The sequence below is a fragment of the Coprococcus sp. LG101-27 genome (assembly GCF_027695515.1).
Taxonomy (GTDB): Bacteria; Bacillota; Clostridia; order Lachnospirales; family Lachnospiraceae; genus Allocoprococcus; species Allocoprococcus comes.
In genome coordinates, this window is sequence record NZ_JAQEUJ010000007.1 from 16,284 (window position 1) to 40,105 (window position 23,822).

General features: G+C 42.8%; 28 protein-coding genes. 24 read left to right on the forward strand and 4 right to left on the reverse strand.

Annotated elements, in window-relative coordinates; all coding sequences use genetic code 11:
- The first annotated feature begins 56 nt into the window (after positions 1 to 56).
- Together PG766_RS07040 and PG766_RS07045 are read left to right on the forward strand one after the other, a co-directional pair.
- Positions 57 to 977, forward strand: a complete 921-nt coding sequence (locus PG766_RS07040) for a C40 family peptidase (RefSeq protein ID WP_117824589.1) — start codon at positions 57 to 59, stop codon at positions 975 to 977.
- Between the two features lie 233 nt (positions 978 to 1,210).
- Positions 1,211 to 1,420: a DUF1858 domain-containing protein gene (locus PG766_RS07045; RefSeq protein ID WP_022220329.1), complete on the forward strand. Its 210-nt coding sequence runs from the start codon at positions 1,211 to 1,213 to the stop codon at positions 1,418 to 1,420.
- A gap of 99 nt (positions 1,421 to 1,519) precedes the next feature.
- Here PG766_RS07045 and PG766_RS07050 read toward each other — a convergent pair whose 3' ends face one another.
- The gene (locus tag PG766_RS07050; RefSeq protein WP_118199116.1) at positions 1,520 to 2,314 is read right to left on the reverse strand and encodes an adaptor protein MecA; all 795 of its coding nucleotides are present in this window, start codon (positions 2,312 to 2,314) and stop codon (positions 1,520 to 1,522) included.
- A 386-nt stretch (positions 2,315 to 2,700) separates the two neighbouring features.
- Here PG766_RS07050 and PG766_RS07055 point away from each other — a divergent pair, with 386 nt between their 5' ends.
- The 17 genes from PG766_RS07055 (at position 2,701) to PG766_RS07135 (ending at position 17,392) form a co-directional block, all read left to right on the forward strand.
- Positions 2,701 to 2,934: a hypothetical protein gene (locus tag PG766_RS07055; RefSeq protein WP_117559053.1), complete on the forward strand. Its 234-nt coding sequence runs from the start codon at positions 2,701 to 2,703 to the stop codon at positions 2,932 to 2,934.
- Between the two features lie 174 nt (positions 2,935 to 3,108).
- Entirely contained in the window at positions 3,109 to 4,968 is a 1,860-nt protein-coding gene (locus PG766_RS07060; RefSeq protein WP_118199151.1) for a glycosyl hydrolase family 18 protein, read from the forward strand.
- Positions 4,969 to 5,043: 75 nt separating this feature from the next.
- On the forward strand, positions 5,044 to 5,787 hold the full coding sequence (locus PG766_RS07065) for an N-acetylmuramoyl-L-alanine amidase family protein (protein ID WP_243000026.1): 744 nt from the start codon (positions 5,044 to 5,046) through the stop codon (positions 5,785 to 5,787).
- Between the two features lie 38 nt (positions 5,788 to 5,825).
- Positions 5,826 to 7,364 carry an L-threonylcarbamoyladenylate synthase gene (locus PG766_RS07070; RefSeq protein WP_055248207.1) on the forward strand — a complete coding sequence of 513 codons (1,539 nt, stop codon included), beginning with the start codon at positions 5,826 to 5,828 and terminating at the stop codon, positions 7,362 to 7,364.
- Positions 7,346 to 7,975 (forward strand): uracil phosphoribosyltransferase, encoded by a 630-nt coding sequence (gene upp / locus PG766_RS07075; protein ID WP_117824705.1) that lies wholly within the window; start codon positions 7,346 to 7,348, stop codon positions 7,973 to 7,975. The genes PG766_RS07070 and upp overlap by 19 nt, the downstream gene beginning before the upstream one ends.
- Before the next feature lie 11 nt (positions 7,976 to 7,986).
- The gene (locus PG766_RS07080) at positions 7,987 to 8,475 is read left to right on the forward strand and encodes a deoxycytidylate deaminase (protein WP_008375533.1); all 489 of its coding nucleotides are present in this window, start codon (positions 7,987 to 7,989) and stop codon (positions 8,473 to 8,475) included.
- A gap of 132 nt (positions 8,476 to 8,607) precedes the next feature.
- Positions 8,608 to 8,814 (forward strand): pro-sigmaK processing inhibitor BofA family protein, encoded by a 207-nt coding sequence (locus tag PG766_RS07085; protein ID WP_117559055.1) that lies wholly within the window; start codon positions 8,608 to 8,610, stop codon positions 8,812 to 8,814.
- Positions 8,815 to 9,133: 319 nt separating this feature from the next.
- The gene (locus PG766_RS07090; protein ID WP_147356970.1) at positions 9,134 to 10,060 is read left to right on the forward strand and encodes a hypothetical protein; all 927 of its coding nucleotides are present in this window, start codon (positions 9,134 to 9,136) and stop codon (positions 10,058 to 10,060) included.
- The gene (locus PG766_RS07095; RefSeq protein WP_270590679.1) at positions 10,035 to 11,405 is read left to right on the forward strand and encodes a CpaF family protein; all 1,371 of its coding nucleotides are present in this window, start codon (positions 10,035 to 10,037) and stop codon (positions 11,403 to 11,405) included. The genes PG766_RS07090 and PG766_RS07095 overlap by 26 nt, the downstream gene beginning before the upstream one ends.
- Positions 11,347 to 11,949, forward strand: coding sequence for a type II secretion system F family protein (locus PG766_RS07100; protein WP_173698774.1), 603 nt, complete (start codon positions 11,347 to 11,349; stop codon positions 11,947 to 11,949). The genes PG766_RS07095 and PG766_RS07100 overlap by 59 nt, the downstream gene beginning before the upstream one ends.
- A 50-nt stretch (positions 11,950 to 11,999) precedes the next feature.
- Positions 12,000 to 13,265, forward strand: a complete 1,266-nt coding sequence (locus tag PG766_RS07105; RefSeq protein WP_147356971.1) for a secretion protein F — start codon at positions 12,000 to 12,002, stop codon at positions 13,263 to 13,265.
- An 11-nt stretch (positions 13,266 to 13,276) separates the two neighbouring features.
- Complete coding sequence (locus PG766_RS07110) at positions 13,277 to 13,477, forward strand: Flp1 family type IVb pilin (protein ID WP_022220442.1); 201 nt, start codon at positions 13,277 to 13,279, stop codon at positions 13,475 to 13,477.
- Positions 13,478 to 13,514: 37 nt separating this feature from the next.
- The gene (locus PG766_RS07115) at positions 13,515 to 14,882 is read left to right on the forward strand and encodes a DUF5702 domain-containing protein (RefSeq protein WP_147356972.1); all 1,368 of its coding nucleotides are present in this window, start codon (positions 13,515 to 13,517) and stop codon (positions 14,880 to 14,882) included.
- Between the two features lie 32 nt (positions 14,883 to 14,914).
- The gene (locus PG766_RS07120) at positions 14,915 to 15,823 is read left to right on the forward strand and encodes a hypothetical protein (RefSeq protein ID WP_008374202.1); all 909 of its coding nucleotides are present in this window, start codon (positions 14,915 to 14,917) and stop codon (positions 15,821 to 15,823) included.
- The gene (locus tag PG766_RS07125) at positions 15,808 to 16,233 is read left to right on the forward strand and encodes a prepilin peptidase (protein WP_173698778.1); all 426 of its coding nucleotides are present in this window, start codon (positions 15,808 to 15,810) and stop codon (positions 16,231 to 16,233) included. Before PG766_RS07120 ends, PG766_RS07125 begins: the two co-directional genes overlap by 16 nt.
- Positions 16,227 to 16,643 (forward strand): TadE family protein, encoded by a 417-nt coding sequence (locus PG766_RS07130; protein ID WP_118199153.1) that lies wholly within the window; start codon positions 16,227 to 16,229, stop codon positions 16,641 to 16,643. Before PG766_RS07125 ends, PG766_RS07130 begins: the two co-directional genes overlap by 7 nt.
- Positions 16,640 to 17,392: a DUF6382 domain-containing protein gene (locus PG766_RS07135; protein ID WP_118199121.1), complete on the forward strand. Its 753-nt coding sequence runs from the start codon at positions 16,640 to 16,642 to the stop codon at positions 17,390 to 17,392. Before PG766_RS07130 ends, PG766_RS07135 begins: the two co-directional genes overlap by 4 nt.
- Positions 17,393 to 17,486: 94 nt before the next feature.
- Here the strand turns inward: PG766_RS07135 and PG766_RS07140 are convergent, their stop codons facing one another.
- Complete coding sequence (locus tag PG766_RS07140) at positions 17,487 to 18,218, reverse strand: sensor histidine kinase (RefSeq protein ID WP_270590684.1); 732 nt, start codon at positions 18,216 to 18,218, stop codon at positions 17,487 to 17,489.
- Between the two features lie 111 nt (positions 18,219 to 18,329).
- Here PG766_RS07140 and PG766_RS07145 point away from each other — a divergent pair, with 111 nt between their 5' ends.
- Both PG766_RS07145 and PG766_RS07150 read left to right on the forward strand, forming a co-directional pair.
- Positions 18,330 to 18,743 carry an HIT family protein gene (locus PG766_RS07145; RefSeq protein ID WP_008374196.1) on the forward strand — a complete coding sequence of 138 codons (414 nt, stop codon included), beginning with the start codon at positions 18,330 to 18,332 and terminating at the stop codon, positions 18,741 to 18,743.
- A gap of 17 nt (positions 18,744 to 18,760) precedes the next feature.
- The gene (locus PG766_RS07150; protein ID WP_022220438.1) at positions 18,761 to 19,315 is read left to right on the forward strand and encodes an RNA polymerase sigma factor; all 555 of its coding nucleotides are present in this window, start codon (positions 18,761 to 18,763) and stop codon (positions 19,313 to 19,315) included.
- Between the two features lie 78 nt (positions 19,316 to 19,393).
- Here the strand turns inward: PG766_RS07150 and PG766_RS07155 are convergent, their stop codons facing one another.
- Positions 19,394 to 20,461, reverse strand: coding sequence for an undecaprenyldiphospho-muramoylpentapeptide beta-N-acetylglucosaminyltransferase (locus tag PG766_RS07155; RefSeq protein WP_118199123.1), 1,068 nt, complete (start codon positions 20,459 to 20,461; stop codon positions 19,394 to 19,396).
- Positions 20,462 to 20,604: 143 nt separating this feature from the next.
- On the opposite strand from PG766_RS07155, the gene PG766_RS07160 reads away from it, so the two are divergent.
- Positions 20,605 to 21,603, forward strand: coding sequence for a DUF4367 domain-containing protein (locus PG766_RS07160; protein ID WP_173698780.1), 999 nt, complete (start codon positions 20,605 to 20,607; stop codon positions 21,601 to 21,603).
- Between the two features lie 58 nt (positions 21,604 to 21,661).
- Positions 21,662 to 22,132 (forward strand): DUF6147 family protein, encoded by a 471-nt coding sequence (locus PG766_RS07165; protein ID WP_118199125.1) that lies wholly within the window; start codon positions 21,662 to 21,664, stop codon positions 22,130 to 22,132.
- Between the two features lie 450 nt (positions 22,133 to 22,582).
- Here PG766_RS07165 and PG766_RS07170 read toward each other — a convergent pair whose 3' ends face one another.
- Positions 22,583 to 22,834, reverse strand: coding sequence for a TIGR03905 family TSCPD domain-containing protein (locus PG766_RS07170; RefSeq protein ID WP_055261919.1), 252 nt, complete (start codon positions 22,832 to 22,834; stop codon positions 22,583 to 22,585).
- Between the two features lie 190 nt (positions 22,835 to 23,024).
- Here PG766_RS07170 and PG766_RS07175 point away from each other — a divergent pair, with 190 nt between their 5' ends.
- Positions 23,025 to 23,717 (forward strand): 5'-methylthioadenosine/adenosylhomocysteine nucleosidase, encoded by a 693-nt coding sequence (locus PG766_RS07175; RefSeq protein WP_117835348.1) that lies wholly within the window; start codon positions 23,025 to 23,027, stop codon positions 23,715 to 23,717.
- Positions 23,718 to 23,822: the final 105 nt, after the last annotated feature.

Consider the following 23,822-nt stretch of genomic DNA (forward strand, 5'->3'; position numbering starts at 1 on the left):
ATGTAACAATTCTGTAATATTTACAAAAGATAAGAATACATGAAGGAGGGAGATTTATGCATTCAAATCTAAAAAAAGGATTGTTCCTAGTTACTTTTCTGGGGATGACAGTATCTCCGGGAATTTCGGTTATGGCAGCAGATGGAGACACCGCAGAAGCTGCAAAGATGCCGGGCGTAGGGATAGAAGCGGTATTGAATGATCTTTATTCTCAGAACAGGGAGATTAAAGCTGAGGATTATCTGGTACCGGAAAATAAGGGCGAGTATTTAGATATGGCATTTGCCAATGTAACGAGTTTTCTGTATGTCAGAAGCGAACCGACGAAGGAAAGTGAATATGTCGGAAAGCTGTATCCGGGATACGCGGCGAAGATCACAGGTCCTGTGGGAGAATGGACGGCAGTTGAATCGGGAGATGTCACCGGATATGTAAAAACAGAATATATACTGACAGGAGCAGAGGCGCAGACGTATGCGGAGAATCTGGTAACGGAAGCGCAGCAGGAAGGAAAAGAAGAAGCAGAAGCATTTAACTATGCAGTGTCCAGGGAATCCGAAGAAGCGCAGATGACGCAGGAAGTCCAGGAAAATGTACAGCAGACGGAGACTACCGAAGTTTCCGCACAACCGGCGTCAAATGGACAGGCGATCGTTGATTATGCATGCCAGTTCATTGGGAATCCGTATGTCTGGGGCGGCACAAGTCTGACAGATGGGGCAGACTGTTCCGGATTTGTACAATCAGTATTTGCGCATTTTGGAATCAGTCTTCCACGGACAACGTATGACCAGATTAATGCAGGCGTGGAGGTAAGCTATGATCAGGCGATGCCGGGAGATCTGATCTGTTATGATGGCCACATAGGAATTTATATTGGGAACGGTCAGATCGTCAATGCACAGAACCCGGAACAGGGAATCGGGATTTCACCGGCGACTTATACGACAATTCTTTCAGTAAGAAGAATCGTGTAAAAGCTTGGAAACACCAGTGAAAGCAGGCATTTGAAAAATGTGAAAATGCTGAATATTTGTGGGTTATCCACATTGTCCACATAAAAACATACGTTTTTTGTGGAAAACGGGGGAAAATATTTTACAAAAGCAAAGAAACCTTAATATCCGAGCAATACAGTCGGATATTAAGGTTGTTTTTTGGGATAAATGGTATTATAATAAGGGATACGAAAAGCAAAGGAGGAAGAAAGATGGCAGTCGAAGTAACAAAAACAATGACAATTGGCGAATTACTTCAGGTAGCTCCACAGACAGCACCGGTTCTTATGGAAGTTGGAATGCATTGTCTTGGATGCCCGGCTTCACAGGGTGAGTCTCTTGAAGAAGCAGCAATGGTTCATGGAATTGATGCAGATCTTCTTATCGCAAAGATCAACGCACTCTTAGCAGCTGAAGCATAGACCGTGAATAAATAAAAGATATAATTTAACGGGGACGACAGATCATTAATCTGCCGTCCCCGTCTTTTTTCGCCAAGTTAAAAATTGTGGATTTGTCTGTTATTTAAATGAAGTCAGAGTCTGTATTGCGTTTTTGGCAAGGATCATATCACAGTGTTCTTCCAGAAATGCAAGTGATATACCACCACCCTGTTCCGGTGAACCATACTCGGAGAGCATATTACAGATACGGTTAAAATCAGAAGACGGATGCTCTCCTTGTGCAAGTGTCAGGATGTACATGTTCTCTGCTTCATCCTTGTAAAGTGTGTTCGGACCATCATACATCTCAGCTAAAAAATGACTGGCATGAATCACACTGTCAAGTCTTGAGAAAGAGAAAAGCCGGACCGGTGGAACAGAAGGTTCAGCAGGAGCTGCTTCTTTGGCTTCTGAAGCAGGAGCCTGTTCCTGGACCGGAGTATCGGCAAGTGCTTCCGGGTTCTCCGGGAGCTGGGATACAGCCTCTTTCATCTGGCGGAGAATGTCGAGAAAATCTTCGGCTCCGTCAAGTTTTTTCAGATGTTCCAGCACGGATTTGTGCTTATCAGCAGCTTCGTCCGAAGGAGTAGGTGTGAATCTGGAAAAACGGGTATCCAGTTCATCCGGATCATCAACTTTGGTTATATTCAGAACAATAGAATCACCGGCGGTCGGGATTGCTTCGATCATCAGTGGCAGATTGTCGCTTTCGAATCCAAATTCAGAAGCGGCCTGCTGCATCATCTCGCGGAATAAAGACTTTGCCTTCTCGGAGCCGTAAGCAAGCTCGCTGAGCTTTAACTGTCTCTGAGCGAGATCATCACGGGTAAGTGTGCAGCGGATCTGATTATCATTTATCTTTTCTATCTTCATAAAGTATCACTTCCTATTCAATCAAAAATCTATCTGAACAATTACTAATAGTATAAACAAAAAACGGAACGATGTAAACAAAATAAAAAATAAAAAATGCTTGCTTTTTTATAAACTCTTTCTTATAATGGCGTTACAGGAAAATAAGACAGACCAGTCAATCGCACAAATCTTGAATTTATCATACGCATTTCGCACACAGCGTACAGAATCAAGTACATTCAGGTCATATCAGACGATTTATCAACAGAACCTAACAATTGAACCGAAGTATGGACAGTGATCATTTTCTTGTCATCGGAAAAAGCACAGGAGAAGTAATATATCACAAGTGTTGCCTTATGGTCGCTTTTTGCCGTAAAAACTGTCTGACTCAAGGGGGAAATATGGACGAGCAAGAGAAAAAGTATCAGGATTTATTTACAGAACTGACAAATTATGAGCGTAGTGGTGTCCGGATGCAGATGAATGGCTTTCCGGCAAGTCCGCTTCAGATCGTGTCAGCGCATATGGTAAGAGAAGAAAGTAATTATATGCGGGATTATATTCTGGATGAACAGGGAATGATCCGGGAACTGGATTTTAACAGTATAGGAACAGACCATTCACAGGTGGAATGAAAAAAGCAGAGCCCCCTCGCCAAGACATGACCTGTGGGGAATGGAAATAGTTTTCAGATGTGTACAAATGGCAGATATATGTGGTATAATAACCTAAAGTGTGCGCATATTACAAGCTTGGTTAAACTGTGAAAATATGCTGCAAACAGGAGGTGTCATGTGGACGAAAGAAGAATGACCAATGAGCAAAGGGAAAGAGAGCGTAGACGCAAAGCTGCGGCAGCAAGAAAAGCTGCTGCAAGATACGAGGATCCGGGCGTAGGTTATCAGAGACGGAGAAGAGCAAGAAAAAGACGTCGCCGTGTCAGAAACGTGTGTATTGCATTGCTGGTGATCTTTATAGTTGTCATTGGGCTTGCCGGTGGAACAATATACTGGATAAAGTATGGGCCGACAAAAGAAACCTATGATTTGAATAAATATTTTGGAATTACGGCAAAGTCGCAGATGGGTGTAACGATCAACAACGAGGTACTGGATGCTCAGGCAATTACAGAAGGCGGAACTGCATATCTGTCTTATAACTTTGTACAGGATTATATCAGCGATCGTTTTTACTGGGATTCCAATGAGCATATACTTTTGTATACACTGCCGAGAGATATGGTAAAGGTAGCGGCAGACAGTAAGGATTATTCTGTTTCAGATACTGTGAACAGTGAGGATTATACAATTGTAAAGACAGAAGGAGATACAGCATATATTGCACTGGATTTCCTGCAGAAATATGCAAATTTTGACTACGAAGTTTATAAAGATCCGGCAAGAGTCGTGATCACCAGTAAGTTTGGAGAGCGTCAGACGGCAAAGGTTAAGGATGATTCCCAGGTAAGGATTCTGGGAGGTGTAAAAAGTCCGGTGCTCGAAGAAGTGAAAAAGGGAGATAAGCTTACGGTTCTTGAAGATGTAAGTGACTGGAAAAAAGTCTGTACAAAGTCCGGAATTGTCGGGTATATTCAGAAGTCAAAGCTGAAGGATGCCAAGAAAGAGACAATCTCAAGAGAATTTGAGGAACCGGATTATACAGGAATCAAGAAAGATTACAAGATCAATCTGGTATGGCATCAGGTCACAAGTGAAGCTGCCAACGAAGGGATTGAAGATGCGCTTGCAGCTACAAAAGGACTCAATACGATTTCCCCTACATGGTTCAGTGTAACGGATAATTCCGGAAATATCAGTTCCATTGCAAGTACAGACTATGTGGATTATGCACATCAGTGTGGACTGGAAGTATGGGCGTTGGTTGATAATTTCGACCAGAATGTAGACGATATGGAGCTGCTCAGTCATACTTCAAGCAGGGAGAATCTGGAGAATCAGCTGGTAAATGCAGCACTTCAGAATGGAATTGACGGAATCAACGTGGATTTTGAACAGATACCGACGGATGTCGGAGAGCATTACATTCAGTTTATCCGGGAGCTTTCTGTGCTGTGCCGGGTGAACAATCTGGTCCTTTCTGTAGATAATTATGTGCCGAAGGGTTATAACACACATTATCACAGAGAAGAACAGGGGGTTATGGCAGATTATGTGATCATTATGGGATATGATGAACATTTTGCCGGTTCCTATGAAGCAGGTTCTGTGGCATCTTACAATTATGTAAAAGAGGGAATTGAAGAAACCTTGCGGGATGTACCGGCAGATAAGGTGATCAATGCAGTGCCATTCTATACAAGGCTGTGGAATGAGACACCGAAGACGGACGAAGAGCGTGCGGAAGATCAGGGAACCGAGGCTGCAAGCTATTCAATGAAAGTTACCAGCGAAGCACTTGGCATGGAAGAAGCGGCACAGCGGGTAAGCGAAGCCGGAGCAACTGTGACATGGGATGATACGGCGAAGCAGAACTATGCAGAGTGGCAGGGAGATAACGATTCAACCTACAGGATCTGGCTGGAGGATGCTTCTTCACTTGAAGTCAAACTCGGACTTATGAAGGACAATAATCTGGCAGGAACGGCGGCATGGAAACTTGGATTTGAGACTTCCGATATCTGGGATCTGATTCAGAAATATGTAAACTGATTACATAATGAGAAAGGTATAGAAAAGAGCTTTCCATGCATATATTTGTAAAAATATATGCAGGAGGCTCTTTTTTTGAATAAAAAAATCAGTGAAATGGTAAAAAGGGGGAAAACTATTTTCAAGAGCAAAATAAAGTGGATTCTGGCTCTTATTTTACTGACGGGATGTATTTATGGCAGCTATACATTAAGCAGGTATACCGAGGCGGATCAGGTGGAGGCAAAGCAGGCTCAGGTAATCCTGGATGCCGGACACGGGGGAAGTGATCCGGGAAAAATCGGGCTGAATAACCTTCTGGAAAAGGATATCAATCTGGCAATTACTAAGAAAGTGAAAAAATGTCTGGAAAAGGAAAAGATAACAGCAGAGCTTACAAGAAAAGAGGATAAAGGGCTTGTAACAACAGGAGACGGAAGTAAAAAGACAGAAGATATGCAGGCAAGAGTGAAGATGATCAACGAGACGAAACCTGTCCTTACAGTGAGTATCCATCAGAACAGCTATGAAGACCCGGAAATTCATGGAGCGCAGGTGTTTTATTACAGCCATTCCCGGGAAGGAGAGGCTGTTGCGAAGATCCTGCAGGAAAGTTTGCAGGAGATTGATCCGGAAAATCACAGGCAGGCAAAAGCAAATGAGACCTATTATCTTCTGAGGCGGACAAAAGTGCCTACGGTGATCGTGGAATGCGGTTTTCTGACTAATCCGGAAGAGGCAGAAAAATTGTCGGGAGAAGAATATCAGGAGCAGGTTGCAGAAGCTGTTGCCAAAGGAATCGCAAAATGTCTGGAATACCTGAACGAGTATGGAAATTAAAATTGCCATGCCATGTGGATAATGCTATAATGAAACACATGGAAACAATAATAAAAAAAATAGACAGAAACCAAATAGATCAGGTGATTATGGAAGAAGCCGGTTCAATCCTGAAGAATGGCGGTCTGGTAGCATTTCCGACAGAGACAGTCTACGGACTGGGGGCAAATGCGCTTGATGAGGAGGCAGCGAAAAAGACCTATGCAGCAAAAGGACGCCCGTCAGACAACCCGCTTATCGTCCATATTGCGAGACTGGAGGATCTGGGTGCGATCGTTGAATCTGTACCACTTATTGTAGATGAGATCGCGGCACATTTCTGGCCAGGGCCACTTACGATGATTTTCAATAAGAACGAAAAAGTTCCGCTGGGAACAACCGGTGGTCTGGAAACGGTCGCTGTGCGTATGCCGGATGATGAGATTGCCCGTGAGCTGATTCTTGCAGGAGGCGGATATGTATCAGCACCAAGTGCCAACACATCCGGAAGACCGAGCCCGACGACAGCACAGCATGTGGCAGAGGATTTAAGTGGCAAGATCGAGATGATCCTGGATGGAGGAAGTGTAGATATCGGAGTAGAGTCTACGATTCTGGATATGACGGTGACTCCACCGATGATCCTGAGACCGGGAGCGATCACAAAAGAGATGTTAAGTGAAGTGATCGGTGAGGTGGCTGTGGATGAAACTTTGATTTCAGAGAACAGCACAAAAGCACCGAAAGCACCGGGAATGAAGTACCGTCACTACGCGCCGAAGGCAGAGATGATCATTGTTGACGGAGAGCCTGAAGAGGCTGTTCGGGCGATCAAGCAGATTGCTTACGAGCAGGTAAGACTTGGATATAAGGTGGGGATCATTGCGTCTAATGAATCGGTTGATCAGTATACGACCGGTGTAGTAAAATGCATAGGTTCCCGTGTGAATGAAAAGACGGTTGCGAGAAACCTTTATAAAGTCCTACGTGAATTTGATGAAGAGGAAGTTGATTACATTTACAGTGAAGCATTTCCGGAGGCAGGTATCGGAACTGCGATCATGAACCGGCTGGGCAAAGCAGCAGGACATCATGTACTGCAGGCATCTGAGATCACGAAGCTTCAGGATTACCGCAGGATTGTATTTGTGAGCAACAGCGCGAACTGTCGTGCTCCGATCGCAGCAGCAATTCTGAAAAAGCAGCCGCTTTTCCAGGAATACGAGGTGTGTGCGAGAGGACTTGTGGTTCTCTTCCCGGAGCCACTGAATCCGAGAGCAGAAGAACTTCTGGCGAGACATCATATTGAGACAGAAGGATATGAGACTGTTGCATTATCAGAAGAGGAATTTGGGGAAGATACGCTTGTTCTGGCAATGCAGGACAGTATCAAACAAAAGATACAGAATGATTATCCGGGAAAAGGACAGGTTTATACACTATGTGAATTTGTAAATGGAAGCAAAGAGATTCCGTCTGTATATGGTCAGACACAGGAACAGTATGAGCAGATGTATGAGCTGATCCAGGGGTATGTCAAAAAACTTGCCAATAAGTTAAACGAGGAGGCAAAAAACAAATGTCAAATGTACACGTAATGGATCATCCGCTGATTCAGCACAAAATCGGGATTATCAGAAGAGAGGAAACAGGTTCAAAGGATTTCAGAATGATGATCGGTGAGATCGCAATGCTGATGTGCTATGAGGCAACCAGAGATCTGAAATTACAGGATGTCGAGATCCAGACACCGATCTGCAAGATGACAGCAAAAGAGCTTGCAGGAAAGAAGCTTGCTGTTGTTCCGATCCTGAGAGCAGGACTTGGAATGGTAGAAGGTATGCTTGCGATGATTCCGGCTGCAAAAGTAGGTCATATCGGTTTGTTCCGTGATCCGAAAACTCTTGAACCGGTAGAATACTACTGCAAACTTCCGGCTGACTGTGAAGAAAGAGAAGTATTTGTAGTAGATCCGATGCTTGCTACGGGAGGATCCTGTATCGCAGCGATCCAGATGCTGAAGAACAGAGGCGTAAAAAATATCCGTTTTATGTGTATTATTGCAGCACCGGAAGGAGTAAAGAAGCTTCAGGAAGCTCATCCGGATGTTGAAGTGTATATTGGAGCATTGGATGAAAAGTTAAATGAACATGGATATATTGTTCCGGGGCTCGGAGATGCCGGAGACCGTATTTTCGGAACAAAATAGAGGAAACGATCATGAGTGGAAAAAGACAGGATTATATTTCCTGGGATGAATATTTTATGGGAGTTGCCATTCTCTCGGGAAGACGGTCAAAAGATCCGAATACCCAGGTGGGATGCTGTATCGTAAGTGCAGATAACAAAATTCTGTCAATGGGATACAACGGTCTGCCACGAGGCTGTTCGGATGATGAATTTCCGTGGGAACGGGAAGGTGAGGATCCGCTGAAGACAAAGTATGTATACACCGTACACAGTGAACTGAATGCAATCTTGAATTACAGTGGAGGAAGTCTTGAAGGAGCCAAACTTTATGTATCGCTTTTTCCGTGCAATGAATGCGCAAAAGCGATCATTCAGAGTGGAATCAAAGAAGTAATCTATGATTCAGACAAGTATGCAGATACAACTTCTGTAAAAGCATCTAAAATGATGTTTGACTGTGCCGGGGTGCGATACCACCAGTATCACCGGACCGGGCGAAAAGTGGAAATTGAATTATAAAAGATATGTGGAAGTGCCATTGGACTGCGAAGTGCAGACAGTGGCGCTCTTTTTTTATAGGAAATTCTTTTCAGAGGTAAAAAACATATCTGTGTGAAAAAGTTCATAAGATAGAGCAGGAGGTGGCGGAGCATGAAAAGAAGAGGATCATGGCAGATAAACTTTATTGTCAGGGCTTTGACAGGAATGGGCAGTATTTTTCTGGTCAATCAATGGATGGACTATAGAAACATTCCTGTTTCTGTCGGACTAAATGTTCTGTCATTTTTGGTGTCCGGATGTCTTGGAATTCCGGGAGTTGCCATGCTTTATGGGATTATGTTTTATCAGTTTATGTAGGTGTTGCGCAAAACGTTTTTTTCTGGTTTAAAGCTATGGACAAAGGGAAAAGTGGCGCATATAATACGTCTTACAAGAGAGGCAAAGCAATAAGTTAGAAAATCAAAAAATCAGTTTCAGCAGTATTTATATTCTGATAAATACTGTGTCAAAAAAGGAATGCAAACGTGTTCCGTCATATGCCATTCGGCATTTGATTCAAAGTTTGAAAGAAAAAGGGCGGACATGCCGGAAAGGAGCAGAGCAAAGAATCGACAGAGAAATTTTAATTTGTGATCCAGAAGAAGAGTATGTCAGAAGACTTGCGGAGGCGTTGCTTTTGAAAAAAGAGGTGACAGCAGGAGTGCGAATCTGTTCGTCGCCGGAAATGGTACAGGAGTTACTGAAGATTGGTCTGATAAAGGTATTGTTGATCAGTGAGGATGTTCCATATGAAAAAAGAAAGCAGATTTTTACCGGGAAGAGAATTATTCTGACGAGACAGCATTGTGTGGATCTGGGAGAGGAGGAAACGGAGCTTCGGAAATATCAGCCGGTTGACGGACTGATGACCGGGATTTTAAAAGGACTTCAGGAAGAGAAGTTTCCTGGATCGTGTGCGGATAACGGAAATGGAAGAATCCTTGGAGTATATTCACCGGTTCACAGAATTGGAAAGACAACGTTTTCACTGAAACTTGGGAAAGCACTGGCACAGTCAGAGGACGTGCTGTATCTGAATCTGGAAACCTATGCAGGCATGGGAGGATATTTCCGGGATCAGGATGCTCCTGATCTGGCAAATGTTCTTTACTATGCAAAACAGGAAAGAGATGATATCGGGATACGGATTGCATCCATGGTAAAAAGAATGGGTGATCTGGACTATATCCCGCCAATGAAAGTATGGACAGATCTTCGTGCTGTGCATACAGAGGAATGGAAAACTCTATTTGAAAGACTGATCAGCCAAAGTGTATACAGCGTGATCATTCTGGATATCGGAAATGGGATGGAGGATGTGTTTCAGCTGTTAAGGCTGTGTGACCAGATTCTCATGCCGTGTGCGGAGGATGTATATGCGATGGCAAAAATTGCGCAGTACCAGCATATGTTGAAGGTACTGCGGTATCAGGAGCTGGAGTCGCGTACCATGTATATCAATATGGGGAAAAATATGCGTCAGACAGTAAAAGAAACAGTTGAGTTATTAAAAGAAAGTACAGAAAAGAGGTTCTTCTATGCGGAGGGCAGAACAACTTCATGAAGAAATTCTGGCGCAGATGGATCTGTCGAAGGAAGCAAGCGATGAAGAGCTGCTGGAACTGATCCACAGGATACTGGAAGAAAAATCGAAAGAAGAGTTCATTCCGCTTGGAGAAAAGGCAATTCTCGGGAGAGAGCTTTTTAACGCGTTCAGGAAGCTGGATATCTTGCAGGAGCTGATCGAGGATGAAGAGATTACGGAAATTATGATCAATGGAACGCAGCCGATTTTCATCGAGCGTAACGGAAGGATTTATGAAACCGATAAAAAGTTTCTTTCAAAGGGAAAGCTTGAAGATGTGGTTCAGCAGATGGTAGCAGGCTGTAACAGGGTTGTCAATGAGGCAACACCGATCGTAGATGCGAGACTGGAGGATGGATCCAGAGTAAATGTGGTACTGCCGCCGGTTGCGCTCAATGGACCGATTGTTACGATCAGAAAGTTTCCGAAAAGCAGGATTACGATGGAGACGATGATCGACACAGGCTCTATCGGAAAAGAAGCGGCGGCAATGTTGATCCAGGCCGTGAAGGCAAAGTATAACATTTTTATCAGCGGAGGGACAGGATCAGGAAAGACAACTTTTCTGAATGTATTGTCGGATTTTATTCCGAAAGAAGAACGTATTATTACCATTGAGGACAGCGCGGAACTGCAGATCACAGGGATTCCAAATCTGGTGCGGCTTGAAGCACGGAATGCAAATGTAGAAGGAACAGGGGAGATCAATATCCGTGATCTGATCAGGACAGCGCTTCGGATGCGACCGGAGAGGATTATTGTCGGTGAAGTCAGAGGAAAAGAAGCACTGGATATGTTACAGGCGTTTAATACGGGCCATGACGGGTCGATCAGTACCGGCCATGCGAACAGTCCGGATGATATGATGAGCAGACTGTCTACAATGGTACTGATGGGGATTAAACTTCCGCTGGAAGCAGTTATGCGTCAGATCGCTTCCGGAATCGATATCCTGGTACATCTGGGACGCCTTCGGGACAAGAGCAGGAAAGTATTGGAAATCATGGAGGTATTGGGATATGAAAAAGGAGAAATCAGGCTTCAACCGTTATTTTCCTTTCAGGAGACGGGAAGTAAGGATGGAAAAATCCAAGGGGAGTGGGTGAAAAGGTCCACGCTTACAAGGACGGAAAAACTTATGGCGGCAGGGTATCAGCCGGAAGGAGTATGCCCTGGCAATAACGGAAAGTATTCTTCTGGTGTTTCTGATCGCCATGCTGTTCTATTCAAGACTGTGGATGATGGCAGTGTTTTTTCCTCTGGGAATGAAGTATTACGAAAGGATGATCCGTCAGGCGGAGGAAAAAGGGAAGAGACGTTTTGAAAGACAGTTCCAGGATGCACTTCAATCACTGGAAGCGCAGCTGAATGTGGGATACTCTATGGAAAACGCGATCAAAGAGGTACAGAGAGATCTGCAGATCATGTATGACAGGCATGCACTTATTGTACGGGAATTTACGTATATGGTAAGGCAGCTGAATCTGAACGTAACCGCGGAAGCTGCCTGGAAGGATTTTGCTACAAGGGTAGCACTTTCGGAGGTGGATACATTTGTCACTGTATTTTCTCTGGCAAAGAGAAGCGGAGGCGACAGTATTCTGATCATTAAAAATGCGGTTAGACAACTTGGTGATAAAGCGGAAGTAAAAAGAGAAATCGATACTGTAATTGCAGCGAAGAAAATGGAATTTCAGATCATGTCAGTGATCCCTTTGGGAATTATTGGTTATATGCGTCTGAGCTTTCCGGAATTTATGGCAGGGTTATACGGGAATCTGCCAGGAGCGGCTTTTATGAGTATTTGTCTTGGAGCTTATATTGCTGCCTGGAGACTTGGATGTAAGATTGTGGAAATCGAGGTATAGAAATGTGGTTTTGTATCGGAATGTATTTCTTTCTCGGAGTTTGTGCACGGATGTATTTTAATAAGAAATCACTTTTCAAAAAATGGGACAGGCTTCTCAGGCAGATATTTCTTTTGATGGTGGCGGTGACAAGTCTGGCATTTTTGTCGGAAATCGTGCAGAAGACAGGGACGGAAAACTCTGAAACCATGCAGATAAAGCGGAACGGGTACGGGGAAGGACAAAAAGAAGCGGCGCTTTCTATGCAGGTTGAAGGAGAAAAAAAGCAGGATATAGAAATTCAGGTGTCACCGAAGATTTACAGTGAAAAGCGGCTGGAAAAGGAGTTTCAGAAAGCGAGGGAAGAGCTTGCAAAAGTGATTTCCGGGGAAAATCAGGATCTGTCGCATATAAAGACAGATCTGGATCTGGTAACAGCATTGGACGATTTTCCGTTTTCGGTTTCCTGGGAACTTAGCAGATATGATGTAATGGATTCGCTTGGGAGACTGGATCAGGAAAAAATCCGGGAAGAAGATCCGGAGAACCAGGGGATTGGGATGAATATTACCGGAGTTCTGCATTATGAAGATAAGGTATATCCGTGTGAGATGGATCTGGTTATTTTTGCAGGACAGGAGAAAACGCTTTCCACGAAAGAGCGGGTTCTGGAACTGGTAAGATCGCAGGACAGTGCTACGAGGCAGAAAGCATATCTTATACTGCCTTCCAGTCTGGACGGAAGAAAAATTGCCTGGACAGAGGAGAAAGATTCAAAAGTGATTCCGATTCTGATGCTCGGAATAGCGATAAGTATTCTGCTTGTCGGAAGAGAAATACAGAAAGAAAGCAATCGGAAGAAGACGAGAAAAGAGCAGATGATGCTGGATTATCCGGAAATTATCACAGAGTTTACGATGCTGACCGGTGCCGGAATGACAGCGAAAAATGTGTGGAAAAGGATTGCGGAAGACTATGGGATCACCAGGGGAAAAACGGGAAGAAAAAGAGAAGCATATGAAGAAATCTGGAAAACCTGGCAGGAAATGAAAAGTGGGATTCCGGAGATGGAATGTTATGAAAGATTTGCAAGAAGATGTGATCTGATTCCGTATATGAAAATGGGAGCACTTCTTTCACAGAATCTGAAAAAGGGTGCAAAAGGAATTTCTGAAATGCTTCGTATGGAGGCAGTACAGGCACTGGAGGACAGAAAGAGCAGGGCGAGACAGCTGGGAGAAGAGGCAGGAACCAGACTTTTGATCCCAATGCTTTTGATGCTGATCATCGTGATTACGATCGTAGTTGTACCGGCATTTTTGTCGATCCAGGTGTAGGAGGTGAGAGAATGAAGGCGGTAAAAAAGAAGCTGTGGACAGGATGGATCAGAATTCAGAAGATTCTGACGGAAAAAGACGGGATATCAACGGTAGAATTGATCCTTGTACTGGTCGTCATTATCGGTCTGGTTATCATTTTTAAGAAACAGCTTAATGAACTTGTAACTAAAATATTTGAAAAAATAACGAATGAAAGTTCAGGAATCTAAAATAAAAATTTTATTTCAGAAGTGAGTGTGTACAGAGATGAAAAAAATGGTAAAGGGAGAGATTACTGTGTTTCTAAGCCTGGTCTTTCTTCTGCTTCTTACTCTGGTTGGGGCTTTACTGGAAAGTGCCTCGATCCAGCTGGCAAAGAATGAGAGAAGAGCAGACGCAGGCAGGGCAGTGGAATCTGCGTTTGCAGAATATCAGAAAGATCTTCTGGAGCGATATGGTATTTTTGCAATAGAAGGCAGTTATGAATCCGGAACAATGTCTGAAGAAAATATTTTAAACCGACTGTCCTTTTATGGGGCAGAAAATATAGAAACAGAGATTGCGGCAATCCGTTATCTGACAGACCAGAATGGAAAAGAATTTCTGCGGCAGGCGGTTGAATACGAGAAAATGAAGACAGGAGCTGCGGCGATAGAGAATCTGACGGGAAAGGTATCCGAATGGAAGGAGCAGGAACTGAAAGCAAATGAATATGGGAAAGAGAATATAGAGACGAGTAAAGAACTTGACCAGATGCTGGAAAGTGAAAAAGAAGAACTTCCTGCAGAAAATAATCCATTGGCGGATATTGTGGATATACAGGCGCAAGCACTGTTAAATCTGGTCAGCCCAGAAGGATTTACGCTGTCATCGAAAGCTGTAAAGTCAGAAGAGACTGTATCGAACCGAAAGCTCAGGCAGGGATACGGAACCATGAAGGAAAAAGATAATGGAGCCGGAGATACCATTTTTTTCAATCTGTACCTTATAGATAAGTTTGGCAATGCTGCAAATAAGAAAAAGAATACGGTACTGGACTATGAGATGGAGTATTTGTTAGGAGGAAAGGCGAGCGACAAGGACAATCTGGAATATGTGATCGGGAGAATCCGAATCCTTCGATTTGCAGTGAATTATGGATATTTGCTGACCGATAAGGACATGCAAATGGAGGTGGATACCCTTGCAACGACACTGAGTGCGGTGTTTCTTTCACCGGAGATCAGACCTGTGATCAAGCATGCGCTGCTTCTTGCATGGGCTTATGGAGAAAGCCTTACGGATGTTAAGACGCTTCTGGCAGGGAAGAAGGTTCCGGCTGTAAAGAGTAAGGAGAGCTGGAATCTGACGTTGGATAGTCTGCTTGAACTGTCAAAGAACAGAAGTATTCCGGAAGGGAAGGAGACAGAAGAGGGAAATTCTTATGAGCAGTATCTGCAAATGATGCTGGTTTTAAAATCAAAGGAAGAACTGTCGATGAGAGCATTGGATCTGGTGGAAATGAATCTGCGATCCGGAATGGAGAAAACGTTTTTCCGGGCAGATGCCTGCGTATCAGGAGCAGACTTTGACATGACATGTTATCTGAGAAGAGGAATCCGGTATCAGTATCATATTTTATATCAATATCAGTAACAAAAAATGAAAATGTTAGGAGGTGGATACAGGTGTCTTTTCTGAGGACAATCGAAATAATAAATAAAATTCCTTTGATGATGTACAGAAAAATATTGAATTACAAACACATATTTGATATTCGCAGAAAGGAGGAAGGATTTGATTTTCTACCTGATTTGATCGCCATATCTTGTGTCAAAGAAAAGGCATCTGTATCTGCCTCGGTAACAGTAGAAGCTGTACTTTGTGTTCCGCTGTTCCTATATGCGGCGGTGAGTTTGATCTGGATGCTGGAGCTCAGAAGCATCCAGTCTGCAGTAAGATGCGGACTGCAGAGTGCAGGAAAGCAGGTGGCAGAGAGTTTTGCAGAAATTCCGGTGCTGAACCCGATAAGTCTGCATGCAGATCTTGTAAATGCGGTCGGGAAAGAAAGAATGGATCGAAGTATGATTGTTGGCGGAAGCGGAGGAGTCAGCTGTAAAAGATCCTGGGCGATACCGGGAATGGGAGTGCTGGAACTAACGGCAGAATATGAAGTAGAATTGCCGGTTCCTGTCTTTCATATTCCGGTACTGCATTATAAAGAAAAAATGAGGATGAAGACATGGACCGGTTATGTAAAGACCTACGAAGCAGGAATTGGAGATAATGAACTTGTATATGTGACAGAAACAGGAATCGTATATCACCGGAATTATCAGTGCACTTATCTGGAACCGTCCGTGCGCAGTGTTGCGAAAACACAGTTAGGGGAACTGAGAAACAGCAGTGGAGGAATTTATCATTTGTGTGAACGGTGTGGATGGATGCCGGGAAATGATGGCAACTGCTATGTCACAGATTACGGGGATCGTTATCATACTTCATTATCATGCAGCGGACTGAAGAGAAAAGTTTATACAGTTCCGCTGTCAGAAGTAAAAGGAAAAGGAGCATGTTCAAAATGTGGTGGAAAATAGCAAAATTGGCAGGATTATTTTTTTTAGGATTCGGAGCAGCACAGGATATAAAATATCAGAAAATCTCGACGAAATATCTGCTCGCAGGAAGCTGTGCGGCGATTCTGTACCGTGCGTTATTTGGACGGATGCATTGGAGTGTATGGGTTGCCGGACTGGGATGTGGAATTGTATTTCTCATGATATCGAAATGGTCACAGGAGGGAATAGGGTACGGAGACAGCTGGATGATCCTGAATATGGGTATTTTTCTTGGGATCTGGAATCTGCTTGGAATGCTGATGCTTGCATTTCTTGTGGCTGCGATGGCAGCAGGAGCAGGTCTTTGGAGCGGAAAATGGAAACGGACGACAAGAATGTCGTTTTATCCTTTTCTTCTGATCGGCTATCTGGGGACATTTATATGGTAAAGCTAAAAGGAAGTACAGTAATTGAGATGGCGTATCTGATGCCGGTAGTATTGCTTTGTTGGATGGCAGTTATTTTCGCACTTTTTTATTACCATGATAAAAATATTATCGGTGGGGCGGCATATGAGACTGCGATTGTCGGAAGTGAAGAATGGCGATGGCAAAAGGAAATAGAAGATGGAAAAATGGAGCAGTATTTTCAGAAAAGAATTGAAAACAAACTGATATTTTTTGATACAGTATCGGTGGAAACTGCGGTAGTAAAAGATGAATTTGAAGTGACAGCAGGAGCGCAAAAGAGAAAAATGCGCGTATCTGTTAAACGCAGTGCGGCACTGACCGTTCCAGAGGAAAAAATACGCAGGAAAAAAGTATTGCAGGAGATTGTAGAAAGGGACCAGGAGGAATGAGAGAAGAGTACGAAAGAGATTTACATCATGCCTGGATGATTCTGGAAACAGATGAGCTATATAAAGAAGATTATCAGATGCGGATGCTGATGGAAAATGCGATTCCCGGACTCTTGTCGGTAAGAGGGCAGGGAAAAGATGATAAAAGCCAGTACCGCTACGAGATCAGTGGGAAGATATCCGTGAAGGCAAAGAGAGAAAAAGAGCACTGGAAATTTGCAGATCTGGAAAAATTTATGAGACAGTTTATCCAGGTGCTTTATGCAGTGAAGAATTATCTGCTGGACGTGAACTGTCTGAGCCTGGATCCGGGACATATTTATGTATCGGATGAAATCTATTACTTTTGTTATTGTCCGGGACTGGAAGGTAATATTCTGGAAAAGTTTCATGAGCTTACAGAGTATTTTGTCAGGGAGACAGATTATGAACAGAAAGAGGCAGTCTATCTGGCATATGAATTACATAAGGCTTCAATGGAAGAAAATTATAATATTGAGTATGCGCTGGAGCGGATACTGGAGAAAAAGGAGAATGAAATGGAGAGTATACAGCCGGAGAAAAAAGCAGGATATGATCTGCAGGAGGAACTGATCCTGGATGACTGGATTGCAGAACAGGAAATGAAAGGGCAGGTTATAAAGGACAGGCAGAGTGTCTGGGGATTTCTGAATCAGCGCCTTCAGAAACGTAGAAAAAAACGGGAATCCCAATGGGATGAGATAATGGCGGATGATTTAGAGGAATAAGTAAGATAGGACATGTTTTTCTTTTTACTACATTTTCCAGTTTATGGAAAGAAGTACTTGTAAAACAATTACGTGTTTTTTATAATAAAAATGATTATGTAATTGGTAACAAAAGCAAAAAAGAAGTGCCTTTTCCACAGGAGGAAGTAACTGTTACTGTTCCGGCGTGAGCTGTGATTGTCCGGTTGACAATGGCAAGACCAAGACCGGTGCCGTCTGGTTTGTAAGTGACAAAAGGATCAAAAATCGTGTCGAGATATTCCGGTGAGATTCCACATCCGGTATCAGATATGGTAATCTGAAGCATTTGATCTTTGAGGACTGCTTCCAGACGGATTGAACCAACAGACGAAATGGCTTCACGGGCGTTTCTTAAAAGGTTGAGAATCGCTTCATGCAGCTTTAATCTGTCGGCCGTCAGAGATGGAAGATCAGGGGTTATCAGAGAAGAGAATCCAATGTCGGTATCTACGCAGGAGGCGGCAAAGGACAGGCAGATCTGTCCCAAAAAGTCCTGTGCAGAAAACGTGCTCAGATGCAGATGTTCACTGTTATTATAGGCAGACAGCTCCTGCAGCAGAGAGATTGTGTATTCGATGTCTTCGCGAAGCTCCGACCAGTGGCTGAAATCTCTGGTTTCAGGGTGACTGGACTCTATGAGCTGAAAGGTACTGTAGATCAGCGTCAGTGGATTGCGAACTTCATGACTGATCTTGCTGATTGTATATTGCTGTGAATCCAGGAGTTTCTGAAGTAATTCGCGAATTTCCGGACTGGAATTCATAAGCTGATGTAACTTTTCATAATCATTTGCAGTAAATGGCATGGTAACGACCATCCTTTCCATGATATAAAGTAGTTGTAGTTTATCATTGAAAGTCTGGTTCGTAAACAAATTCGAGATTAATCGAAGAAAATGTAGAAAGAAGGAAAAAACATGAGGGATGAGAACTGTATTTTTTGTAAAATCGCAAATGGAGAAATTCCATCTGCAACCATATATGAGGATGATGATTTCAGAGTAATTCTGGATCTTGGACCGGCGACAAAGGGACATGCACTGATCCTGCCAAAAGAACATGCGGCAGATATTTATTCTATTGATGAAGAACTGGCAGGAAAAGCATTTAAGCTTGCAAAGAAGATCACAACAAGATTAAAAGATGTACTTGGATGTGACGGATATAATATCGTACAGAATAACGGGGAAGTGGCCGGTCAGACCGTATTCCATTTCCATATGCATCTGATTCCGAGATATAAAAATGACAAGAGCGGATTCGGCTGGAAACCAGGTAAACTTACAGATGAAGATCGGGATGAAATCCTGGAAAAACTGAAAGAAAAATAAAATAGTGAGGTACTGGAGTGAGTTTTCAGAATAAGAATAAAAAGGAATTCGAGAACGTGTACCATAAAAATAAGTTCAACGTTTATCGGATAGCAATGGATTATTCTGGCAGTCACAAAGAGTCAGCGGAAGAGATATTCCAGGAGGTTTTTCTAAAACTATATACACACTTTGATACAGTGGATGAAGAATACATGGCAGCATGGCTGGTAACAACAACGAAAAATACAGCTATCAATTATATGAAGAAGCGGGCAAGAGAATGTCCGAAGGCAGATATTGAGCTGTTTTCGGATCTGTACTCGAAGGAATATGCGGAAAGTGCAGAGGAGCATGTATTCCACAAAATTTTACAAAAAGAAAAAGTGGGTTATGGATGGACGATTCTGGATGCATTGTACGAAGAAAATGAAAACTGGTACGAAGCAATTACCATGGTTTACTGTCTGGAGAGAAAACAAAAAGATGTGGCTGAATCTATGGGGATCAGTATCCAAGCACTGACGGGTGTACTGTACAGAGCAAGAAAATGGGTAAAGATACATTACAATTCTGATGATTACACAAAATAGCACCGATGGATATGTAAAGAAAACAGGTGTCGTTCCGGCACCTGTTTTTGAACAATGTAAATAACTGTTGTTAAAAAATTATTTGGAAGCAGCATCTTCGATCAGACCGATAATTGTCTTGATCGGATCCTGCTGAGAAGACTGATTCATTGCATTTATGAAGTCTTCACGGGAATCATAAAGCTTGTGGACAGCTGCGAGAAGCTTTTCATCTGTAAGCTCTTCTTCTTCCATAACCATACTGAATCCCTGATGTTCAAAAGAACGGGCATTCAGAATCTGGTCACCACGGCTTGCATTAGCTGAAAGTGGAATCAGAAGATTTGGTTTGCGAAGAGCAAGCAATTCGCAGATTGCATTTGCACCTGCTCTTGAGATTACAACATCGGCAAGGGCGAAGAGATCTTTCAGTTCATCCTGAATATATTCAAATTGAACATAGCCGTTCAGACCGGTGAGCTTTTCATCGAGCTTGCCTTTACCACAGAGATGAACAACCTGGAAATCTTTTAAGAGTTCAGGAAGGATCTTGCGTACTGCGTTATTGACTGCGACTGCGCCAAGACTTCCTCCGACGATCAGGATAACTGGTTTGACTTCCTTGAAACCGCAGAAAGCGCGGGCTTTTTCTTTATCTCCGGTGAAAAGCTCCTGACGGATTGGGGATCCGGTAAGGACTGCTTTATCTTGAGGAAGAGAACTTAAAGTTTCCGGGAAGTTACAGCATACTTTTGCAGCTGAAGGAATGGAAAGCTTATTAGCCAGTCCCGGAGTCATATCCGATTCGTGAATGATAACAGGAACATGGTTCTTCTTTCCGGCAATCACAACAGGAACACTTACAAATCCACCTTTTGAAAAAATTACATCCGGTTTTAACTGTTTGATCAGACGGTTGGCTTCACTGAAGCCTTTCAGGACGCGGAACGGATCCGTAAAGTTCTGAAGGCTGAAATACCGGCGGAGCTTACCGGAAGAGATACCATGATATGGAATTCCCTGCTGTTCAACCAGCTGCTTTTCCATACCGTTGTAAGAACCGATGTAATGTATGTCATACTGCAGTTCCCGAAGACGGGGAAGCAGTGCAATATTAGGTGTAACATGTCCGGCAGTACCTCCGCCGGTCAGAATGATGCGTTTCATAATAAAAATCCTCCCATTGATGGTGCGAATTAAGATTCGCAGTTGATACAGGCAGAGAGACTGCCCTGATATCATAATATTAAACAGGTGAAGGAAAAAGGTCAAGTTAAAGGGAAAAGAAATCCAAAAGAATGAGGTTTAAAATGGAAAAACATGAAGATAATCTGGATAAGCTTTTAAAAGCTGAACTGGAAAAAGAAGCCGGGGAAATCATGGAAGAAGTGGACTCGGACGAATCACTGCAGGACATTTCCTTTCCGGAAGACCTGGATGAAAAGATGTGGAGTAAAATCCAAGAATATGAAGAACAGCAGAAAGCATATGAAAAACTGTCAGATGCCGACAAGGAGGCAATCCGTCTCGGACGAGAGGTTCAGGCACTTCGCGGCGGGGAAGATACGAAGGATCGTCTTAAGAAAGATGTGGAGAGTGACAGTTATATAGATAATGTTGTGCCAATTGAGCATGGGAAACATGAAGCAGACAATAAAGCAAGTGACGACGGTACGAACGGAGAGACCGGGAAGGAAGCCGGGAAGAAGAAAGTTAAGAAGAGAAAACGGCACTGGAAGGCATATGGAATCGTGGCGATCGTGGCTGTGTTTGCTATGATGTGGAGTATGGTGAGTATTGGTGGGACGCCGTTCTTTGGAAAACTGTGGACGCAGACTATTGGAGATAGGAAGATGACACAGGTGGATACGGAGAGAGAGGATGGGGATAAGAATAAGGTCGATGTTTATGATGAAGAAAGTGTATATGAGGAAATAAAAGAAAAATTTGGAATTGATGTTGTTAGGCTAAAGAGAAACTCGGTCGGAATGGCATTGGTACAGAGTGATATAGATGAAGTTTTAAAAAAAGTCTGCTTAATTTATGAGAACAAAAATGCACTTATTCAATATCAGATGGAAATTCAAAGTGAGAACAAATCATATGCATATGATATTGAGGATAAAAAGGTAAAAAGGACACAAATAACGGTTGATGGAAATAAGATAGATATCATTCAGTATGAATTAGAGGATGGAAATGAAGAAAATGTAGCTCAGTTTGCATATGAAGACGTATTTTATACAATAAATGCAACAATGAAGGAAGCAGATTTTAAAGAACTTTTAAATAATTTGTATTTTTTTTGAAAATGGCGTGAGGTTTTGTCTTCTCGATTGTTAATATAGTGTAGAGAGGAGGCGAAAGGTGAAAAAAAACAAAATTTTCTCGCTGATTATGACAATGGTTATGGTTTGTGCATTGTTTATCAGTACACAAAAAAATGTTCAGGCATCAGACATCCCGGAATGTGTTGATGGATCTTACTTGACAAATGATGATTCATCAGAAGTAACGGTTGGTCCAATGAGCAGAGGCATATACTTGAAAAGTGGATCTTCTAATATTGTAAGAGCAGGAACAGGAAAAATCGGTGCTGGAGGAAACACGGTAGGGCAGAAAACAGTTTCCAAAATCACAGTGGATGTAACAGTAGAAAGATATGTAAACGGAAAATGGGGATATTATACTTCTTGGGTTGAAACTAATTATAATTCAGCTTATGTAAGTACAAGCAAAACATTGTCTGTACCAACTGGTTATTACTATCGAGTATGCTGTGTACATTATGCAAATTCGGATGTAAGCGGATCATTCACCAACGGCATTTACATCTAAAAATCACAAACCAAACATCCCAACCCCTTACCCACCCTAACTCACCACGCACCACCAAAAAAAATATTTTTTATAAAATATTCATACGACTATCAACCGGTGCGGCAGTTAGCGAAAGTAAGGACAAGGGAACAATATGAGGGAGGGAGATGGGAAGATTCCTTTTAACACCTGTCTGAATTGCAGGTTGATAAAGTTCAACATCTCCGGTCTTGCAGACTGACAAGAGGGCGAACAGGACTGTAAAGACCACAACTAATAAACGTATTTTCTGATTGGACAGAAAGCATATGACCAAATAATACAACCCGGTCGCGAAGTATGTGAGTATGGAATATCAGAGCAAGCAAGAAGCCTAACTAATGTTAAACTGAATTAGACCAAAACAAGCAGGTCGGGATAATTCCTGACCTGCTTGTTTTGACGCAAAATTGCGAAAAAATTATTTGATTACTGGTTATTGTTTAAATATTCTTTTAAAGCAAGTGAAAGCTGATCCGGGCAGGATGTTGCTTTGTATCCGCATTTGATACCTTCGATACGTGAAATTGCTTCGTGAATATCCATTCCTTCAACGAGGCGTCCGATGCCCTGTAAGTTACCGTTACATCCGCCTGTGAACTCAACATTGTGAATACGTCCAGCTTCATCTACTTCTAAGTGAATATTCTTAGAACAGACGCCGTGTGGTGTAAATTCCATGAGTATAGTCCTCCTTTATATTTATACTATTATTGTGTCTTATCAAATTGCCTCAATGATTATAACACAGCCTTATAAGAAAATGCTAGTGCATATTATAAGAAATCTGATATAATAGCTATTGTAATTTTGAAGGGAAATCTATAGATATAGATAAAAACAATATGTAGGAAAAACGGAGGATTTTCAAATGATAGGAATTATCGGAGCAATGGATGAAGAGGTTGCAATCTTAAAGGAATCGATGGAAGTTCAGGATATGATGGAACGTGCCGGAATGACTTTTGTCAAAGGTATTATGAGTGGCAAGGAAGTTGTAGTTGTAAGAAGTGGTATCGGAAAAGTCAACATGGGAATCTGCGCACAGATTCTGATTGACTGTTTTGGTGTGGATACGCTGATCAATACAGGTGTGGCAGGTTCTCTGGATGCAGATATCAACATCGGGGATATCGTGATTTCTACAGATGCAGTTCAGCACGACATGGATGTAAGTATGCTTGGTGATCCGGTAGGACAGATTCCGAGAATGGATACCTTTTCTTTCCCGGCAGATGAGAAGCTTGTGAAGCTGGCAGTGGAAGTAAACAAAGAAGTGAATCCGGACATTCAGACATTTACCGGAAGAGTGCTCAGCGGAGATCAGTTTATTTCCGGCAAGGAAAAGAAGGAATATCTGGTAAAGACATTTGATGGAAAGTGTGCGGAGATGGAAGGCGCAGCAATGGCGCAGACCGCATATCTGAATAAAGTTTCGTATGTCATTATTCGTGCAATTTCGGACAAAGCTGACAACAGTGCAACGATGGATTATCCGGAGTTTGTGAAGATGGCAATCACCCATTATGTAGGGCTTGTCAAAGGTCTTGTAGAAAGAATGTAATGCGTAAGGCAGCAAAGTAAAACAGAAAAGCAGCGTCATTTTCCAGACAGGATGTCGGATTGTGGCGAACGATTAGGGAATCCAAATTCGGAGGTTTACGGTATA

Bases quoted from the DNA above. Each gene is read 5' to 3' on its own strand.
- PG766_RS07040 (WP_117824589.1), top strand. From the start codon at position 57: ATGCATTCAAATCTAAAAAAAGGATTGTTCCTAGTTACTTTTCTGGGG.
- PG766_RS07045 (WP_022220329.1), top strand. From the start codon at position 1,211: ATGGCAGTCGAAGTAACAAAAACAATGACAATTGGCGAATTACTTCAG.
- PG766_RS07050 (WP_118199116.1), bottom strand. From the start codon at position 2,314: ATGAAGATAGAAAAGATAAATGATAATCAGATCCGCTGCACACTTACC.
- PG766_RS07055 (WP_117559053.1), top strand. From the start codon at position 2,701: ATGGACGAGCAAGAGAAAAAGTATCAGGATTTATTTACAGAACTGACA.
- PG766_RS07060 (WP_118199151.1), top strand. From the start codon at position 3,109: ATGACCAATGAGCAAAGGGAAAGAGAGCGTAGACGCAAAGCTGCGGCA.
- PG766_RS07070 (WP_055248207.1), top strand. From the start codon at position 5,826: ATGGAAACAATAATAAAAAAAATAGACAGAAACCAAATAGATCAGGTG.
- upp (WP_117824705.1), top strand. From the start codon at position 7,346: ATGTCAAATGTACACGTAATGGATCATCCGCTGATTCAGCACAAAATC.
- PG766_RS07080 (WP_008375533.1), top strand. From the start codon at position 7,987: ATGAGTGGAAAAAGACAGGATTATATTTCCTGGGATGAATATTTTATG.
- PG766_RS07085 (WP_117559055.1), top strand. From the start codon at position 8,608: ATGAAAAGAAGAGGATCATGGCAGATAAACTTTATTGTCAGGGCTTTG.
- PG766_RS07095 (WP_270590679.1), top strand. From the start codon at position 10,035: ATGCGGAGGGCAGAACAACTTCATGAAGAAATTCTGGCGCAGATGGAT.
- PG766_RS07100 (WP_173698774.1), top strand. From the start codon at position 11,347: ATGAAGTATTACGAAAGGATGATCCGTCAGGCGGAGGAAAAAGGGAAG.
- PG766_RS07105 (WP_147356971.1), top strand. From the start codon at position 12,000: ATGTATTTTAATAAGAAATCACTTTTCAAAAAATGGGACAGGCTTCTC.
- PG766_RS07110 (WP_022220442.1), top strand. From the start codon at position 13,277: ATGAAGGCGGTAAAAAAGAAGCTGTGGACAGGATGGATCAGAATTCAG.
- PG766_RS07115 (WP_147356972.1), top strand. From the start codon at position 13,515: ATGAAAAAAATGGTAAAGGGAGAGATTACTGTGTTTCTAAGCCTGGTC.
- PG766_RS07125 (WP_173698778.1), top strand. From the start codon at position 15,808: ATGTGGTGGAAAATAGCAAAATTGGCAGGATTATTTTTTTTAGGATTC.
- PG766_RS07130 (WP_118199153.1), top strand. From the start codon at position 16,227: ATGGTAAAGCTAAAAGGAAGTACAGTAATTGAGATGGCGTATCTGATG.
- PG766_RS07135 (WP_118199121.1), top strand. From the start codon at position 16,640: ATGAGAGAAGAGTACGAAAGAGATTTACATCATGCCTGGATGATTCTG.
- PG766_RS07140 (WP_270590684.1), bottom strand. From the start codon at position 18,218: ATGCCATTTACTGCAAATGATTATGAAAAGTTACATCAGCTTATGAAT.
- PG766_RS07145 (WP_008374196.1), top strand. From the start codon at position 18,330: ATGAGGGATGAGAACTGTATTTTTTGTAAAATCGCAAATGGAGAAATT.
- PG766_RS07155 (WP_118199123.1), bottom strand. From the start codon at position 20,461: ATGAAACGCATCATTCTGACCGGCGGAGGTACTGCCGGACATGTTACA.
- PG766_RS07160 (WP_173698780.1), top strand. From the start codon at position 20,605: ATGGAAAAACATGAAGATAATCTGGATAAGCTTTTAAAAGCTGAACTG.
- PG766_RS07170 (WP_055261919.1), bottom strand. From the start codon at position 22,834: ATGGAATTTACACCACACGGCGTCTGTTCTAAGAATATTCACTTAGAA.
- PG766_RS07175 (WP_117835348.1), top strand. From the start codon at position 23,025: ATGATAGGAATTATCGGAGCAATGGATGAAGAGGTTGCAATCTTAAAG.